Source organism: Myxococcales bacterium (genome assembly GCA_023898405.1).
Taxonomy (GTDB): Bacteria; Myxococcota; UBA727; order UBA727; family JABDBI01.
In genome coordinates this window covers 982,845-999,918 of sequence record CP060221.1, presented here as the reverse complement: position 1 = coordinate 999,918, position 17,074 = coordinate 982,845, and the positions used below count along the sequence as shown (strand labels likewise).

The window sequence follows — 17,074 nt, the reverse complement described above, 5'->3', positions numbered from 1 at the left end:
CACTTAGGCAAGCCTCTTTGGGCGCAATTAATCATTGTTCAAGCATGTGCCAGATAATTTCATAGATTTTTGTTGCAGTTCCTAAGCTAAGAGTAGGTATTCTTTCATCTAGAGCTGTTAATAAAAAGTGATCCTTGGTATGAAATACTTTTCTAATTAAAAAACGTTGGGGGCCAAGTTCAATAATGCAAAATTTTTGGTGAGCATCTGCTGGGGTATCCGTAATATCAGCACCTAAAAGCCAATCGCCTTCGCGAAATTTAGGAGCCATGCTCTCATCATTAACCCTTATTTTAACTGTATTTTTGTTGATTTCTTCATAGAAAGAGGCAAGTTGTTGAAAAATTTGCTCATAACATTCATGGAGTAGGTCTTGTTGAGGGTTGGGAGAAGAGAAGATCTCTACTAAACGAGCATCAGAAATGGGGCGTGCGGGTTCGCCTATGCCATCGATGAGCCACTCAGCTGTGCAAGCGATACCTTCCTTGGCTAGTGCTTCAATAAATCTTTCGACATTTTTTCCTTTAGAAACATGTAAACCATTTTCCCATGACTGCATGGTGTATCGATTAATTCCATGGCGTTCGCAAAATAGTTTTCTATTTAAATTAGGTACCAAAGAACGTGCTGAGCGAAATCTGGTGCCAATAGTCTTTGCGTTTGGGTTGTTTTTTAGATTCACCATAACTCCGTTGCGCGCGGTCTCAACAATAAATCACACCACATAGTAGGTTGCGCTGAACAAAAAAATCACTCAAAAAAATATTTTTAAGAGTAGTTTATTGACTAAAACTATTCTTATGGATAGTAGTTTCTCTTGTGAGAGCAATAGGCCATGAATAAAACCGTGGTCCTCACAAAAACACCCGTGAAGAAGTTAGGAGAGGTAGACAGGTATATTCAATATTTTTTGGTTAACTGACTAAATTTTAGAATGATTAACCTATTTAATCCTGTTTGCAATATTATTTTAGTTGTTCAAGCCTGTCTATTCCCTCTATTTTTTGCTGAGCGTATCCAAAATTCACATTGAAAGCTAGTAGCTCAATATCATTATGTTTTTTACTCGTTTTGTTTTTTGGGGCGTCCTTATTTTGTTTCAAGCTAAAAATAAACCCGGTGCAGTCTGGCTGAACGGTTATAAATAATAGCTAAATAACTATGTGCTGCGTAGGCATGTTAAATATTGTAAAAATATCTCAAATTGTTATGCATAAGCGATTGAGAGTTTTTGATTATTTTTTTTAATATGAAATATATTCCGACTTGCTTGTTGAAATGGCCATGCTAGGCTTTGCATGCTTTATGAAAATCTTTATGGAGCCATGCTTTTTAGCACACAGTGGCTTCGAATTTTTTGCTCAACAGGAAATGAACGATGCCAAAACAATCTATTCCAAGCTTTTTTTTTCCAACTACGGTTTTAATGATTGATGATAATGTAGAATTTCTTAAGAGTGTGGCGATAGGGCTTCCTGCTGAGACTACTACCTACAATTTTTATAGCGATCCTCATATGGCGCTAAAGCATATCAATGAAAAATATCATGGGAATGAAGTAGCTGATGGTTTAGTGAGCATGATAGACGAAGAAGAGTTTGAACATAGAACTCTCGACGTGAACGTTCGCGACATTTATCGCATCATGTATAACAAGGCTCGTTTTGAGCAGATTTCTACCGTTGTGGTTGATTATCATATGCCGGGAATCGACGGCATAGAATTCTGCAAATCGATCAAAAACCCTAATATTCAAAAAATTCTTCTAACAAGTATTGTTGATGAGCATAAAGCTATTGAAGTGCTTAACGAAGGTTTGATCCATACCTTTATTCGAAAACAATCGCCCAATGTTATGCAGTTGTTGAGTCAAGCGTTAGCACAAGCACAAAAACGATATTTTCTTAATCTTTCGCAAATAATTCATCAAGCTTTAAGTTTTTCGACTGAAGAAAGCGCTTTATCCGATCCTGCTTTTGTCGAGTTATTTCATCGTATTAGTAAAGATTTTGGCGCTGTTGAATATTATCTCACCGAATTTTTAGGCAGTTTTGTATTTTTGGATGCTGATGGAAATCATTTTGGTTTGTTTACTCGAATAAAAGATCAGATCGATTTTTATTGTGAATCAAAAGAGGCCGAAAATGCTCCGGCTGAAGTGATAAGTGCTCTAAGGGAAGGATTGCAAATTCTGTGTCATCATAATGAAAATAGCTGCATTTTACCTGACGGGCGCGTATGGGAACAATATCTCTATGATGCTTTGAAAATCACTGGAAAAAGTGATTATTTCTGCGCTTTTGGACCAAATATGTTGGATGTCAGAAAAGAAAATCTGCTCTCATTTAATGAATATTCATCACCGATCGGGATGCGCTTGAATGAGTAACGCCAGAGTGGTGGGCCCGGAAGGAATCGAACCTTCAACCGCCGGATTAAGAGTCCATTGCTCTGCCAATTGAGCTACGAGCCCACTTCAAAAGGCCTACACCACCTGCACCTTTTGAGTGTTCTTGTCAATACGAATGGGTATTGCAAAACATAAAATATCCCTACAGTGTTCTGGCATATTAGTCCTCTGGCAAATACGTGTATGACTACTAGGGAGTATTTAATGCAAAAAAAACAAGGGCTCTTAGCAACTAAGGTTGGTATGACCCAATTATTTCTCGAAGATGGGGTTTGTATTCCCGTTACTGTTCTTCAAATTAAAGATAACGTTGTAGTACAAAAAAGAACTTCAGAAGTTGATGGGTATGACGCTGTTCAGGTCGCGTATGGCGATGTGCGAGAAAAGACTCTCAACAAACCTAAACTAGGTTTATTTAGCAAAAAAAATATCGAACCTAAACGCTTCTTGCGCGAATTCAGAATGGATGGATCGATGGTTGCCTCTTTTGAAGAAGGTGCATCGGCTTCTCTCGAATGGTTGAAAACTGCTGAGTCGTTGGATATTTCTGGCATCAGTAAAGGTAAAGGTTTTGCTGGTGTTATGAAACGCCACAATTTTAGCGGTTTCAATGCAACTCATGGTGCTCACGAAACATTTCGTGGCGGTGGTTCCATCGGTATGCGTGAGTTTCCTGGCCGCGTGTTGAAAGGCAAAAGAATGGCCGGTCAAATGGGGAATGAACGTGTGACAGTTAAAAATGTACGCATAGTTCGCTTCATGGAAGACGAGCGTATCTTGTGTCTAAGGGGTGCTGTCCCTGGTGCGAAAGGTGCTCTCATTGAACTGCGTATGTCAAACCGCAAGGCTAAAGTAATTCATGGTATCTCTGGACCTAAAGAAGAAAAAGGTCTGAAGAACCCAATGAAAGCTTCTAAAGCTGGGGCAGGAAAAGGTAAAAAATAATCGGACATCATTTTTTGATGGGTACGATTTGATGGCAAGTCATCTTTGGCTTGCCTTTTTATTCTTATGTGTTTTTTCCTGTCTTACAAATAAGCGAAACATTTAGTGGAAATTGCGAACGATGGGGATAAGAAAATTACAAGCATCTTGTCCTTATTAAATTTTAGCGATCCAAAGCTTTATCATTTGTGAGATTTTAAAAGCCTCAACTCATCATGTTGAAGGCGTTTATTTTTGAGAAAAGATTAATTGAGTTTAAAGTTATGAGAAGAATAAGGGAGTGCGTATGTCAGAAGCAATCGATCAGTTAACGGTAAACTGGGAAGAAGAAGGTGAACTGCGAGTCAAAGAACTTAAAAAGCATGTGCTTTCGAAAGGAGCATGGGCGACAGTGATGTTTCTTTATCAAGAGTTTGATAAAAAACTTGGGGATTTTCGTCCGCCTAAAATTACCATTCGCCGTTATCGTAAACGCAATGATCAGTACATGTATCAATCGAAATTTAATATTTCATCTGAGGCTCAAGGTTTGGAGATAGCTCGCATCATTCAAGAGTGGTATAAGCCTGAGGCTCAAGAATAAATTGAATTTTTTAAAAAATTCTCATGTAAAAAGAGTCTGTAAGCTTGAAAAATATTGGGATGTTTTAAGAAATTATTTTCAAAACATTCCAAGAATCAAATTTGATTTGTCAGTTTTTTTCATATAATCCGTGTCCATGACAAGTATTTGAACTACGTGCGCTTATTCACTTGTGGCATTCAAGATGCCCTGGCTGATTATGTGAGTTTTTATGATCGAACTAAGAAAATTATCCCATGCCTTTTTGTATAAAACTTTGTTTGAAAATGTTTCACTGCGAATGCTTGATCACCAACGCTATGGAATTGTAGGGGCCAATGGCTGCGGTAAGTCCACCTTGTTGAAAATGATTGCCGGTGAAATGGAAGCGGACAGCGGTGATATAGAAATTCCAGCTCACCAGACCTTATTTCGCATTGGTCAAGATCACAGCTTGAATGATGATCAAAGCATTATTGATACTGCCATGATGGGTAAACGAGAACTTTTTGACGCAATTAAGCTGCAGGAAAAGTTTTTGAGTCAAGATGATCCTGCTGATGGCGCAAAAATAGCCCAGCTTGAAGAGTTTATCAGCAATCATGAAGGTTATCGTTTGCGTCCTTACTCACAAGAAATTTTAGAAGGTTTGGGAGTTGCGACTGCGCTTCATGAACAAGCGCTGCGCGTGCTTTCAGGAGGATACAAATGGAGAGTATTTCTTGCTCAAGCACTTATCAAAAATCCAGATATTCTTCTACTCGATGAGCCAACCAACCACTTAGATATTGTATCTATCGATTGGTTAGAAAAATTTTTGTCCAACTATCAGGGGATGGTGGTGTTGGTTTCCCACGATCGCAGATTCATGGATAGTGTCTGTACACGTATTCTTGATATGGATTTTTCCACGGTCACTGAATATGTTGGAAATTATTCTGCCTTTGAGAACGCGCGCAGATTGTTTTTGCTGCAAAAAGAAAAAGAAATTATTGCTCAGCAAAAAGAAATTGCACAAAAAGAAGCATTTATTGAGCGATTTAGGGCAAAGGCTTCTAAAGCTCGTCAAGCGCAAAGCCGCATCAAGCAGCTGGAAAAAATAGTTATCGAAGAGCCTAAAAAAAGTACGCGTATTCATCCTAAATTTCGTTTTGATATTTTAGAGCCAGGCCCCAAAGATGTTTTGGATGTTAAAAATCTGACCAAATCTTATGGTGAAAAAATCATCATTGATGATTTTTCTTTTCAAATAAAACGCGGAGAAAAAATTGCTGTTATAGGACCCAATGGTTCAGGGAAATCAACGCTCATTAAAGCTTTGGCCGGTGAATTTTCGGAATGCGATAAACAGGTTAAATGGGGCTATGGCACGAGCGTAGGCTATTTTGCCCAGGATTGTGGGAGAGCCATAAAAAATTTCAAAAACAGTGTGCTTGAGTGGCTGTGGCAATTTTGTGCCGATAAACCACAGAGTTATGTGCAAGGCATGCTTGGGCGCGTTTTGTTCAGCGGTGAGGATGCCAAAAAACTTACTAAAGATTTGAGTGGGGGCGAGCTTGGGCGGCTCTATCTTGCTTATTTAATGATCCAAAAACCCAATGTCTTACTGTTGGATGAGCCAACCAATCACTTGGATTTAGAGAGTATCGAAAGTTTAACCATTGCTCTAAGAGACTTTATGGGAACCCTGCTGGTTGTTTCTCACGATCGGAATTTTATTGATACTTTTGCTCAGCGCATCTTGGAAGTGACCTCCCAAGGCAGCAAAGACTACATGGGAAATTATAGCGAGTTTGTGGCTTTTAAAAACAGAGATTATCTTGATGCGAAGGAAGAAAAAGCGCAAAGCAAAGCGCCTGATGCACCTAACACTGAAAAACGTTTAAGTTATGAAGAACAAAAACGCCGTCGTTCCCAGGTGCAAAAACTAAAAAAACATTTAGAAAAACTTGTGTTGATGGTGGAAGAAACCGAGGAAAAAATAGCCAAGCTCGATCAGCTATTTTTAGAACCTAATTTTTTTCAAGAAAATTCTCATGAGCGAGTGGTAGAGATAGAAAATCAAAAAAATCAACTTAAACAAAAGCTTGATGATTTAATTTTTGATTGGGAGCAAAGTGAACAGCAGCTTGGTGATCTTGGTGAAGAAACTTAACAAATAGATTATCACTGATAATTTTTTTAGAACAAAGCTTCAAACAAACCAAGAAAAGATCGCAATTGCATTCTTGTTCTATGGGGCTAAAAACAATTACGAAAAATCTAAGAACTTGCTGTGACAAGCTAGGAAGTTTAATGAAAAACTTAGCAAATGATATTAATCCTGGCGAAATTTGGCGTCACTATAAAGGCAAAAACTATCGCATCATAGCCCTTTCGCTTCACTCTGAAGATCTTAGTCCCTATGTCGTCTATGAAGCGCTATATGAAAATCCCATAAGCAAGATTTGGCATCGTCCTTTGGCGCTTTTTCTTGGATCACTTCAAGTGAATGGCAATGTTGTTTCTCGTTTTATTAAGCTTGATAGTGATTTATAGCAAGCATTGCTTGTTTGTACTCGCGCGATAAACAGTTTGTAGGTTTAAAAAAAATTCCTTTACTTTCATGAATAGTAAATTCGTTTTTTGTTTAATTTTTACAATTTTATTTTTGAACTTTATGAGCTCTTTTTAAATAAATTGAGTCGTAGAGCATTGCCAATGACTGAAACAGAACTAAGGCTCATTGCTAAGGCTGCGAGCATGGGATTGAGCAAAATTCCGAATAAGGGGTACAAAACACCGGCGGCTATAGGGATCCCGAACGAATTGTAGATAAATGCAAAGAAAAGATTTTCACGAATATTTCTTATGGTGGCTTCACTCAATCTACGCGCTTGAACGATAGCCATGAGATCGCCTTTTACCAAAGTGACACTCGCACTTTCGATGGCAATATCAGTTCCAGTTCCCATGGCGATACCAATGTCTGCCTGTGCCAGTGCTGGTGCATCATTTATTCCATCTCCAGCCATAGCCACAATGGCATTTTTGCTTTGGTACTCTTTGATGAGTGCTTGTTTTTTATCAGGAGTTATCTCCGATGCTACATGTTTAATTCCCAAAGAATGTGCCACTGCTGTGGCTGTAATATGGTTGTCGCCAGTGGCCATCACCAAGGTCAAACCTAGCTTTTGTAATTCTGTTAAAGATTTCTTGGTGGACTTTTTTATGGGATCAGCTACTGCAAGAATACCTACCGCCTGTTTTTCAATGGCAATAAACATAACGGTAGCGCCTTCTTTTCTTAATGTGTCTGCAAGGGAATCAAATGTATTTGAAAATCCAAAATGATCACACAAAAGTTTATTGCCGATGGCAACTAATTTGTTGTCAATAATTCCCGTCACTCCCATGCCGGTATGAGAAGAAAAATCGCGAACTTTTTTAAACTGCAAATTTCGGGCATGTGATTCATCGATTATAGCCCGGGCTAAAGGGTGTTCACTTGCTTTTTCTAATGAGGCAGCCAAACTAAGCAAAATGTTTTCATCAAAATTGTGGGCAGTAATAATTTTTACTAGCCGTGGTTTTCCTTCGGTAAGCGTACCCGTTTTATCAAAAATAAGTGTGTCTACTTTCCGCATTCGCTCAATAGCTTGTGCATCCTTAAATAAAATTCCAAGTGTTGCACCTTTGCCTGTTGCTACCATAATCGAGATTGGTGTTGCGAGCCCTAATGCACAAGGGCATGCAATGATGAGCACTGCTATTGAATTTACTACAGCGAAGGCCATGTTTTGTTCTGAGCCAAAAAATCCCCATGCTAGGGCGGTAATGCACGCGGCCACTATTACCAATGGAACGAACACCGCTGCTACTTTATCAACTAAGCTTTGAATCGGAGCACGGCTTCTTTGGGCTTGCGCAACCATTTGAACGATACGCGATAAGAGTGTATCTGCCCCAATTTTTTCTGCCTTCATAATGAATGAGCCAGTTTTATTGATGGTTGCACCTACAACTTTATCGTTGAGAGATTTTCTGTGAGGCAGAGGCTCGCCCGTTATCATGGACTCATCTATCAGACTTTCTCCTTCGATGATTTCACCATCAACGGGAATTTTTTCTCCAGGGCGAACTCGCAGGTGATCATTAAACTTGATTTCAGAAATATTAACATCGTGTTCAGTACCATCTTTTTCAATGCGTCGTGCTGTATTTGGCTGAAGCTTCATAAGCTCGCGTATTGCGCGGTTCGTGTGTGAGCGAGCCTTGAGCTCAAGCAGCTGACCCAACAATATCAATGTGACGATCACTGCGGACGATTCAAAATAAACAGCCACCTGTCCACGCTGATCTTTAAAAGCATCTAAAAAAAATTCAGGAAAGAAGGCCGCGATAATGCTGTAGCAATAGGCAACAGAAACTCCCAAGCCAATCAAAGAGAACATATTGAGACGCATACGCGCAAATGATTGATAGGCGCGTATAAAAAATGGCCAAGCAGAGTAAATACAAACAGGTGTTGCTAAGAGAAATTGTATAAGTCGTTCCATTGATGGGGAAATAAATTGTGCAACAGGATGGCCTACAAGCATGTCGATCATGCTCAGTAAAATTAGTGGAACGCTAAAGATCAATGCAATCAAAAATTTTTTTCGCATAAAGTGATATGCCTGATCATTTTCGTTGTGTCCGTACTGTGGTTCTAGATCCATGCCACAAATTGGGCAGCTTCCTGCACTATTTTCCTGAACCTTTGGATGCATGGGGCAGGTATAGATGATATCGCCCATGGACTTTGTTTCGCTTTGATAGTCAGTATTCATACTGCAACAGTCATGCTGTGCTTTATTGAGATTTTTCATGTGCGTATGTTTCCAATATGATTTCCTGCACCGCTCTGTGAGCACTATGCACGGCAGTATCCATGAACCCTAAAGAATTTGTATCCCCCCATTGTTCACCAACAAAATAAATATCTTTGGCTTTTGCTTTGTCGAGCAATTCTAGTTGTTGCCATTGTCCAACATGCGCAGGACCAGCATAGGCACCCTTGCTCAGAGAGTGGGTTGGCCAATGAATGGTAGGGCTTGTTCCCAAAAAATAATTTCTAATGTCGGGATACAATTTCTCAAGAACTGATAAAACTTTCTCTACCTTTTCATTGCCATCGTTGTCTTCAAGAGCTCGTTGGCCACCGAAATATGCTGTAAGATGAAAATTTTTGTTGGCTGAATTATTAAAGCTGCTTTCCCATAGATCAAAATCCTTTGTCATGAGTTCAAGCATTCCATCATCTTGTGTGCGCCAAATTGGTTTGGAAAAGACCAAAACCATTTTGTAAGTCATTGCGTAAGGAAGATCATTGATAAGCTTTGAAAGCTCTTTAGGGAGGAGTCCTTCTTGGGAAAGGTCTACGTCTTCACGCAATATAGGCATGGGCAGGGCCATGATAACCTTATCTGCATCGAAATTTTTCTCTTGCCCTTGAACATCAAACTGCAGTTGAAATCCTTGAGCATGACGCAAAATTTTCTTTAAACGGTGGTGAAAGAAAAGCTGAGACTTTGGGATTGTTTGAGCAAGTGCCTCGATAATCCTGCTATTCCCTCCTTCTATTTGACTGCCTTCATCACCTAACTGTCCATCCATAAGAAAATATTCTTTTTCAAAATCTATCTTAATAAGCTGAAGAAAACACAAAGCATTTAGATCATCGATATCTCTACCATTTTCGTTACATTGTGTAGCATTGGCCAATTCTAGAAATAAGGGTGAAGCCCCAAGCTTGGTGAGATAAGTTCGGATCGATAGCTGATCGAGCTCCTGTTCTTTTTTAGTGATACCTGTGAAGAAATATTTTTTTTCATTTTTAATTGTAGCGAGATCGTAGTGAATTTCCCTCAAAATAGGTAATGATTCACGATAAAGTTGCTTGTAATCTATCAGACGGTTATTGAAAAAATATTTTCGCTGTTGTGCTCCCTCTTTTTTGAGTTCTAACAAAGAAAGTCCAAGCTCTTGGGCAAGTTGAATTATGTTGCGATGACCTCGATCAATAAAACTTCCGCCTCCCTCAACTTCGATACCCCATTGGTAATCCTTATGCGTATAAACCCGCCCCCCTAAACGATCCGAAGCCTCAAAAAGCTGCGCTCTAAAACCTCTTTTGGCCAAAAGATATTTAGCTGTCACTCCTGATAAACCTGCTCCAACTATGGCAAAGCGAGTAGCGTGAGTAGCGTGGCCAATAAGTAAAATAGCAATGAAGAATACAAAAGTTTTTAAAACTGAAAAATACTTCATAGTTGATAGCCGCTTATTTTTGTACACGTTATAAAAACTTTTTGAACTTGCAATTTAGTCCATCGAAGATTGGGGGTTTCGTGGGCTTAGCAAGGTTTAATCGTTAAAGCTTTGTAGGAGAAATTATTTGGGCAGTTTAGCAATTTTACTTACTTTTGCCCTAATAGGATTATGATCGGATAGGCCTCCTGTCGTTGGATTTCCACCTAAGGGACAAAAGGGTGCAGAGCACCTTTGCTTGTTTTGAAATATTTCTACAATCTCGACATCCTTTAGTTCAACTCGATCTTTTTTATACCAAATGGAATCTATGATGCTGAGCCCACGGCAGTTAGTGATAGCAGACTTTTCGTTTTGAGGCTGAGCATAGAAGTATCCCATGGCTGACAGCAGATCGTATGGGCTTTGGTTGAGCTTAAGAATTACTTCTTTTTGGGCATCATTTAGTGGATGTTTTATGAATTGATTGTTGGCAAAATAATTAAATTGAGAATCATAAAAGCTTTGCTTTAACGTAGGGTCGCTAGCGTATACGCTATTGAAATCTCCAAGGATTATATCAGGATTTTTTTTGATGACGTCATTTAAGAGTTGTGTCTTATATTTTATGTAGGCATTGATCTGCTGCTGATTATCAATATTCTTGGCGATAAAATTATCGTCATATCGACCACCTGACAGATGCAGATTGGCAATTTTTAAGCCGTCTAAATCGGCAACTATTGCATGGCGATCGGGAATCTCAGCAGTAGTGCTCTGTGTGCTGATTTTCTCTCCTTTAAAAGGCTTATGCTCAATTGTATGAGCTAAATACACGCTTACCGTCTCTGGGCCATAGCCAGTCGGAATAGCCTTGCTGAGATGAAAGAGAGTATTTATGTCTACGGATTCTTGTGTGAAGAAAATATCTATATTCTTTAATAGCCTACTGAATAGTGAATTATCATTATTTAAACAGATGCCACCAAAAAGATTGTAACTTAGTATCGAGTACTCTCCTTTCTCTGATGGCTTATCATTGCTGTATTGATGATTTTTTGCTTTTTTGTTGAGTTTTTTATCTCTAAGGGCACGATCGGTATCTTGATTCTTGTTAGTAGGATTGCATGCTAGCACAGAGAATATAATCAAAAATAAAAATTTTTGCACAAGTCTGTCCATACACTTTGCCCTACAAAAAATTTCTCTATCAAAAAACGAAGCTTATTTTAAGCCTTAGTGATTTTTGTCCATATAGTCATGTTGTCAACCATGAGTTCTTGGCAATCGGCATCTTGAGAGAGAGCTTTTTCAATTGTTAAATCGCTCGCCAACAATTCAGAAGCCAAATAGTTTTGATGTTGTTTGAGCGCCACGATGATTTCATCATTGTCGCTGCTGAGATAAATTTTTATGCGATCGCTTACTTCTAGTCCCAAAGCTTTTCGGTGTCGTTGCAAGGTGCTTAGAGCATCACGCATGATTCCCTCGTATCTTAGCTCCTGGTTAATTTCGGTATCAAGCGCAACCGTGATGTGATCTTCATTCATTACCACCACGTCTTTGACTGCTTCTCTCACAATCGTCACGTCGTCGATACTTATGTGGTAGCCATTGAGCGACAAAATATCGCCAGCCTCAAGCATTTGTAATTGAGCTCGAGAAAGCGCGGCGATGGCCTGGCTCATAGTTTTCATATCTTTGCCAACACGCGGACCTAGGTGCTTGAAATTAGGTCTGCAGCTCAGTGTGCACAAGGAGTCATCTTCTCGTAAAAGTTCCAGACTCCGAACATTGAGTTCAGATAGAATCAATTCTTCGTGAGCAGTGAGCGCATTCATGGCGTCTTCAGAGTGACTTACCACGGTAATTTTGAGCAAAGGCTGGCGAGTTTTAAGTCGATATTTTTCTCTTAAAGCCCGGCCCATGTTAACTACCTGACGGATAGTGCGGATGTGTTCTTCAAGTTTGTGATCAATTTTAGCTGGATCAGCTTGAGGAAAATCACACAAGTGCACGCTATCTTCTTGAGATTTGTTGAGACCTGCATGAACCACAAGATTTTGATAGAGCATTTCACTTAAAAAGGGCAAAATCGGTGCCAGAGTTTTGGCAAAAGTAGTGAGCACTTCATAGAGAGTGGCGTAGGCAGCAAGTTTATCAGCATGCTCCTGAGGGCTATCAGCATTTTTCCAAAAACGTCTGCGGCTTCGACGAATGTACCAGTTTGTGAGGTCATCGATAAAGCTGAGTATGGGCTGAATGGTTTTATAAAGGTAGTAGCCTGACATTTCTTTATTAACTATAGCTATTAAAGATTGCAGTTTTGAAATAATCCAGCGATCGATCTCAGGTCGATCCTTAAGGCTCAGAGCTTTATTTATATCCTTTGGATCAAAAGCATCGAGATTTGCATACTGCACAAAAAATGACCACGAGTTAAAAAGTGGCAAAAGTACCGAACGTACAATTTCTTTAACATCCTGCTCTTTAAACTGGAGGGGCTCTGCACGAACAACAGGTGATCCTATGAGATATGCACGCAGAGCATCCGAACCATACTCATTAATAACATGCTCTGGATCAGGATAATTCTTCTTGGATTTGCTCATTTTAGCACCGTCAGCAGCCAATACCATGCCGTTGACGATGACGTTTTTAAAAGGAGGTTTGTCAAAGAGAGCAGTAGAAATTACCAAGAGGGTATAAAACCAGCCTCTCGTTTGGTCCAGACCTTCAGCGATAAAATCTGCAGGAAAAGATGAGTTAAAAAATTCCTGATTTTCAAAAGGATAATGTATCTGAGCTACCGGCATTGAACCTGACTCAAACCAACAATCAAATACCTCAGAAATACGCTGCATAGAAGAGCCACACTGACTGCATGGAATCTCTAGGCCATCGATAAAGTGACTGTGAAGATCATCGAGTATTGCGCCACTTTTTTCTTCTAACTCTTGGGCAGATGACAGACAAATTTTATGATCGCACGCTTTGCAATGCCAGATGGGAATCGGGGTGCCCCAGAATCGATTGCGCGAAACTGACCAGTCGCTTGCATCTTCGAGCCAGCGGGCAAAACGCTTATGGCCGATGGCTTCGGGGACCCAGTGAATGCTTTCATTGTGCCTGCTCATTCGTTCTTTTATTTTTGGTACATTGATAAACCAAACAGGGACGGCTTTATACATGAGAGGCGTATTGGAACGCCAACAAAATGGATAAGAGTGAACAATGACAGAGTGATCAAAAACTTTGTGCTCTTCTTTTAGAGTTTTTAAAACGGCTTTGTCGGCATCTTTAAAATTCAATCCCAAAAGTTTTGGAGTCCAGGCATAAAATTTTCCTTCCTCATCGATGGGATCCAAAAATGGAATGCCTTCTTTTTTGCAAGCTTCGAAGTCATCAGCTCCAAAAGCAGGAGCCATGTGCACCAAGCCAGTTCCGTTCTCTGTTGTGACATGATCAGAAGCGATCACTTTAAAACATTTCGATAGATCATTTCCCAATGCTGATGCATAGTCGGTGTGGGAATATATAGGATGATAACTTCGTCCAACTAGATCGGAGCCTTTGAGTTTTTGAACGATCTTAAAGCCATTTTTAAAAACTTTTTCAGCAAGCGCCTCGGCAACAATATAATTATTTTCATCGCCTTTTTGTTTTACTTTAAGGTAGTCAATGGCATTTCCTACGGCTATGGCCAAATTAGAGGGCAAGGTCCAGGGAGTGGTGGTCCAGATTAAAAGAAAGGTATTGGCCTCATCTTTAAGCTCTGCTTTGATAGTGACCGCTGGATCTTGTACTTCTTGGTAGTTGAGATTAGCTTCAAAATTAGAAAGAGGTGTGGAGAGGCGTACACTGTAGGGCATGACACGAAAGCCTTGATACACCAAATCTTTTTTCCAAAGCTCAGAAAATACCCACCACACCGATTCCATAAAAGAACGATCGAGAGTTTTATAGTCATTGTCAAAATCTACCCAGCGCCCCAAACGGCGGATAACTCTGCGCCATTCTTGGGTATATTTGAGAACTCCTGAGCGGCATGCTTCATTAAATTTTCCAATGCCATACTCGCGTATGCTGTGTGGGCCAGAAAGACCTAGGCTTTTTTCGGTTTCCATCTCAATGGGTAAACCATGGGTATCCCAGCCAAACCGTCGCTCAACATAATGACCACGCATGGTCCAATAACGAGCAACCGTATCTTTGATGGAAGATGCAACGAGGTGTCCGTAGTGAGGAAGTCCTGTGGCAAATGGAGGGCCATCATAAAAGCTGTAAGGTGTCGCTCCCAAAGATTTTTTTTGCTTGATTGAGCGCTTGAAGGCATCGATGCGATCCCACAATTCAAGAACAGACTTTTCTTCTTCAGTGAAGTTAAAGTTTTTGGATAGAGTTGGAAAATGATTCATCACAACACCTCAATTCAAACAGCAAACATGATAAGCCAATAAAATTTTTACACTTAAGAGAACAGTGAGAGTCTGAACTGCTTTTTACTGTTCTCTCAAACTTTTATACCAACCCCAGTAAATAACTAAGCCTAATTTCTTCCTAGTCATCGTTTTGCTGCGGGCGTTCAGAAATTAGACTTAGTTAATTTCTGGGATTGGTATTATTTTGTTCTTTGCAAGAGCAGTAAGGCTTTTGTCATGCTGTTTATCCTAAAACAACCCATTTGCCAAAAAATAGCTAAAGAGGCAGGCTGAGACCTATTGTGGGAGAAGTATCGATGCTCAGCGCTCAAATAACAGATCAATTCAAAGGTATTCATACTGCCTTGGTAACGCCTTTTTGTGAAAATGGTGAACTTGATGAGGAAAGTTTTTGTAAACTTTTGTTGCAGCAAAAAGAAGAAGGAGTTCACGGGGTTGTTTTGGCCGGTACCACCGGTGAATCTCCTACCCTTTCAACCCAAGAAAAAGTACGTTTGATTAAAATTGCTAAAGACGTGCTTAATAGCGATCAGCGGGTGATCGCTGGAGCAGGGAGTAATTCCACCAGACAAGCCATTGAATGGCAGAAAATCATGGAAGATGCAGGAGCGGATGCTACTTTGCAGGTAGTGCCTTACTACAACAAAGCGACACAAGATGGTTTGTTTATGCATTTTTCGACCATAGCTCAAAATGCTCAAAAACCTATTATTGTGTACAATGCTTTTGGCCGTACGGGTATCGATTTGGCGCCCCAAACTATGGCGAAAATTGCGTTAGAAAATCCACTTATTATCGGATTGAAAGATGCGAACTCAAACATAGAGCGTATGGTCGATATGATTCGCCTTGGTCGCGAAGCTAAGCCCAATTTTTTGTTTTTCTGTGGTGAAGACAGTAGCTTCTTTTCATTTTTAGCTCTTGGAGCGGATGGCAATATTTCCGTGCTCTCACATGTTGCAGCATCGGAGATGCTCACACTCTATAGGTGTTTTAGGCAGGGTGAAATCGTTTATGCGCAAAAAATAGCGAGCCGCCTGAATAGCTTATGCAAAATTTTATTTTCTCACAGCAATCCCATTCCTATCAAAACTATTTTGGCGGCTATGGATATGCTCAAAAAATATTTTCGTCTGCCGCTTGTGCCGCTTTCTGAACACGATGAAAAAGTCTTGCTTGAACAGTGCAATGACTTTGATTTTATAAAAAATTTCAAGCAGAAGGGGCTGTGCTCATGACTCCAATTCCCTTGATCATTGTTGGCGCTCTAGGGCGTATGGGACAAACTTTGATTAAAAAATTTTCCAACGATGCTCGTTTTGAAATTATTGGTGCAGTGATCAGTTCTCGCCCTGAACAAAACGCTCCCAATGAGTGGGAATTTCCGGTTGTTAGTGAACTCGATCAACTTGTGCCACATCTTAGGCCAAAAACTTTGATTGTCGATTTTTCACACTTTAGCAAGCTTGAGTCATTGGTGACTTTTGCAAGCAGACACAAATGCTCGTTACTGGTTGGCACTACAGGACATCCATCTGCTCATATGACTCTTTTGTCGAGAGCTGCGGAATACATAGGGGTTTTATTCGCTCCTAACACATCCATCATGGCTAATTTAATGATTGAATTTAGTCACCTGGCTGCAGCAACACTGCCTCACTCTGCTGTGCTTATCAACGATATTCACCACCGTCATAAAAAAGATGCGCCCAGTGGAACAGCTTTGGCAATTAAAAAAGCTATAGAAGGGGCTGAAGCTGAGCTTGATCAAGATATAGAAATAAATTGTGCTCGTATTGCTGAAGTGATGGGTGAACACTCAGTTCGCTTCTTTAAGAAAAACGAATGCTTAGAGATAAGCCACAAGGTCTTTGATAGAGCAATATTTGCTGAAGGTGCTTTGTTTGCAGCGCTTTTTCTTTCGCAGCAAGGACCTGGATTGTATGACATGGCTGATGTGCTAAATCTAAATATGACAATAGAAAATAGGCCTAATTGAGCCGATAAATAGTGTAGTGAAAATGAGGTGATAATGGTGGATTGGCGTGGTTTGATTGCTGAAGAAGAAAAAGATGGAAATAGGATAAAAGTTCCAGAAGATGATTGGCGAAAGGAGGTAGCCTATAGCTTGTGTGAGCTTTATTACTCTCAATATCGTGCGCAGCGTAGTTATTCTTCCAATCAGCGGATCGATTTAAGGCCTGGATCAGATTTTCATGTCTTTATGCGAACTCATATGCAGCCTTTAGAACAGTATGAAGTGTGGGAAGCATTGTTTCCCAATACTTTTTCGGCTTCTACCGCGGGTGCACTCGATGAAGCTTTACATCTACTTGCTGATACTAAGTTGGTAGATCGTGTTTATTCTGGTGACATCGTTACTGTGCAAAAAATAGTAGAGAATATTAAAAAGAAACGCGCCAAATATCTTGATGTGCTCTAAAA

General features: G+C 40.0%; 13 protein-coding genes and 1 tRNA gene. 8 read left to right on the top strand and 6 right to left on the bottom strand.

What is annotated here, in order from left to right:
• Positions 1–31 precede the first annotated feature (31 nt).
• The gene (locus H6731_04550) at positions 32–685 is read right to left on the bottom strand and encodes a hypothetical protein (GenBank protein ID USN51682.1); all 654 of its coding nucleotides are present in this window, start codon (positions 683–685) and stop codon (positions 32–34) included.
• 693 nt (positions 686–1,378) lie between these two features.
• On the opposite strand from H6731_04550, the gene H6731_04545 reads away from it, so the two are divergent.
• A complete protein-coding gene (locus H6731_04545; protein ID USN51681.1) occupies positions 1,379–2,389 on the top strand; it encodes a response regulator in 1,011 nt (336 codons plus the stop codon).
• A gap of 8 nt (positions 2,390–2,397) precedes the next feature.
• Here H6731_04545 and H6731_04540 read toward each other — a convergent pair.
• Positions 2,398–2,473, bottom strand: a tRNA-Lys gene (locus H6731_04540).
• Positions 2,474–2,614: 141 nt separating this feature from the next.
• Here H6731_04540 and rplC point away from each other — a divergent pair.
• The 4 genes from rplC to H6731_04520 all read left to right on the top strand — a co-directional run bounded on the left by rplC (position 2,615) and on the right by H6731_04520 (position 6,455).
• Positions 2,615–3,355 (top strand): 50S ribosomal protein L3, encoded by a 741-nt coding sequence (rplC, locus tag H6731_04535; GenBank protein USN51940.1) that lies wholly within the window; start codon positions 2,615–2,617, stop codon positions 3,353–3,355.
• A gap of 286 nt (positions 3,356–3,641) precedes the next feature.
• Complete coding sequence (locus H6731_04530) at positions 3,642–3,938, top strand: hypothetical protein (protein USN51680.1); 297 nt, start codon at positions 3,642–3,644, stop codon at positions 3,936–3,938.
• A gap of 211 nt (positions 3,939–4,149) precedes the next feature.
• Complete coding sequence (locus tag H6731_04525) at positions 4,150–6,072, top strand: ABC-F family ATP-binding cassette domain-containing protein (GenBank protein USN51679.1); 1,923 nt, start codon at positions 4,150–4,152, stop codon at positions 6,070–6,072.
• Positions 6,073–6,212: 140 nt separating this feature from the next.
• Complete coding sequence (locus tag H6731_04520) at positions 6,213–6,455, top strand: DUF1653 domain-containing protein (GenBank protein ID USN51678.1); 243 nt, start codon at positions 6,213–6,215, stop codon at positions 6,453–6,455.
• A gap of 119 nt (positions 6,456–6,574) precedes the next feature.
• On the opposite strand, the gene H6731_04515 is transcribed toward H6731_04520, so the two are convergent.
• The 4 genes from H6731_04515 to H6731_04500 all read right to left on the bottom strand — a co-directional run bounded on the left by H6731_04515 (position 6,575) and on the right by H6731_04500 (position 14,605).
• A complete protein-coding gene (locus tag H6731_04515) occupies positions 6,575–8,728 on the bottom strand; it encodes a copper-translocating P-type ATPase (protein ID USN51939.1) in 2,154 nt (717 codons plus the stop codon).
• A gap of 22 nt (positions 8,729–8,750) precedes the next feature.
• Positions 8,751–10,208 carry an FAD-dependent oxidoreductase gene (locus tag H6731_04510; GenBank protein ID USN51677.1) on the bottom strand — a complete coding sequence of 486 codons (1,458 nt, stop codon included), beginning with the start codon at positions 10,206–10,208 and terminating at the stop codon, positions 8,751–8,753.
• A gap of 123 nt (positions 10,209–10,331) precedes the next feature.
• On the bottom strand, positions 10,332–11,369 hold the full coding sequence (locus tag H6731_04505) for a hypothetical protein (protein USN51676.1): 1,038 nt from the start codon (positions 11,367–11,369) through the stop codon (positions 10,332–10,334).
• Positions 11,370–11,416: 47 nt separating this feature from the next.
• Positions 11,417–14,605: an isoleucine--tRNA ligase gene (locus H6731_04500; GenBank protein USN51675.1), complete on the bottom strand. Its 3,189-nt coding sequence runs from the start codon at positions 14,603–14,605 to the stop codon at positions 11,417–11,419.
• A 320-nt stretch (positions 14,606–14,925) separates the two neighbouring features.
• On the opposite strand from H6731_04500, the gene H6731_04495 reads away from it, so the two are divergent.
• From H6731_04495 to H6731_04485, 3 genes are read left to right on the top strand one after another with little or no spacing between them, the layout of a single operon-like run.
• Complete coding sequence (locus tag H6731_04495; GenBank protein USN51674.1) at positions 14,926–15,867, top strand: 4-hydroxy-tetrahydrodipicolinate synthase; 942 nt, start codon at positions 14,926–14,928, stop codon at positions 15,865–15,867.
• Positions 15,864–16,628 carry a 4-hydroxy-tetrahydrodipicolinate reductase gene (gene dapB, locus H6731_04490; protein ID USN51673.1) on the top strand — a complete coding sequence of 255 codons (765 nt, stop codon included), beginning with the start codon at positions 15,864–15,866 and terminating at the stop codon, positions 16,626–16,628. Before H6731_04495 ends, dapB begins: the two co-directional genes overlap by 4 nt.
• A 33-nt stretch (positions 16,629–16,661) precedes the next feature.
• Positions 16,662–17,072 (top strand): hypothetical protein, encoded by a 411-nt coding sequence (locus H6731_04485; GenBank protein ID USN51672.1) that lies wholly within the window; start codon positions 16,662–16,664, stop codon positions 17,070–17,072.
• The last annotated feature ends 2 nt before the right edge of the window (positions 17,073–17,074 follow it).

Excerpts from the sequence above, each read along its gene's own strand:
- rplC (USN51940.1), top strand. The coding sequence starts at position 2,615 with ATGCAAAAAAAACAAGGGCTCTTAGCAACTAAGGTTGGTATGACCCAA.
- H6731_04500 (USN51675.1), bottom strand. The coding sequence starts at position 14,605 with ATGAATCATTTTCCAACTCTATCCAAAAACTTTAACTTCACTGAAGAA.
- H6731_04485 (USN51672.1), top strand. The coding sequence starts at position 16,662 with ATGGTGGATTGGCGTGGTTTGATTGCTGAAGAAGAAAAAGATGGAAAT.
- H6731_04495 (USN51674.1), top strand. The coding sequence starts at position 14,926 with ATGCTCAGCGCTCAAATAACAGATCAATTCAAAGGTATTCATACTGCC.
- H6731_04510 (USN51677.1), bottom strand. The coding sequence starts at position 10,208 with ATGAAGTATTTTTCAGTTTTAAAAACTTTTGTATTCTTCATTGCTATT.
- H6731_04505 (USN51676.1), bottom strand. The coding sequence starts at position 11,369 with ATGGACAGACTTGTGCAAAAATTTTTATTTTTGATTATATTCTCTGTG.
- H6731_04515 (USN51939.1), bottom strand. The coding sequence starts at position 8,728 with ATGAATACTGACTATCAAAGCGAAACAAAGTCCATGGGCGATATCATC.
- H6731_04550 (USN51682.1), bottom strand. The coding sequence starts at position 685 with ATGGTGAATCTAAAAAACAACCCAAACGCAAAGACTATTGGCACCAGA.
- H6731_04530 (USN51680.1), top strand. The coding sequence starts at position 3,642 with ATGTCAGAAGCAATCGATCAGTTAACGGTAAACTGGGAAGAAGAAGGT.
- H6731_04525 (USN51679.1), top strand. The coding sequence starts at position 4,150 with ATGATCGAACTAAGAAAATTATCCCATGCCTTTTTGTATAAAACTTTG.
- H6731_04545 (USN51681.1), top strand. The coding sequence starts at position 1,379 with ATGCCAAAACAATCTATTCCAAGCTTTTTTTTTCCAACTACGGTTTTA.
- dapB (USN51673.1), top strand. The coding sequence starts at position 15,864 with ATGACTCCAATTCCCTTGATCATTGTTGGCGCTCTAGGGCGTATGGGA.
- H6731_04520 (USN51678.1), top strand. The coding sequence starts at position 6,213 with ATGAAAAACTTAGCAAATGATATTAATCCTGGCGAAATTTGGCGTCAC.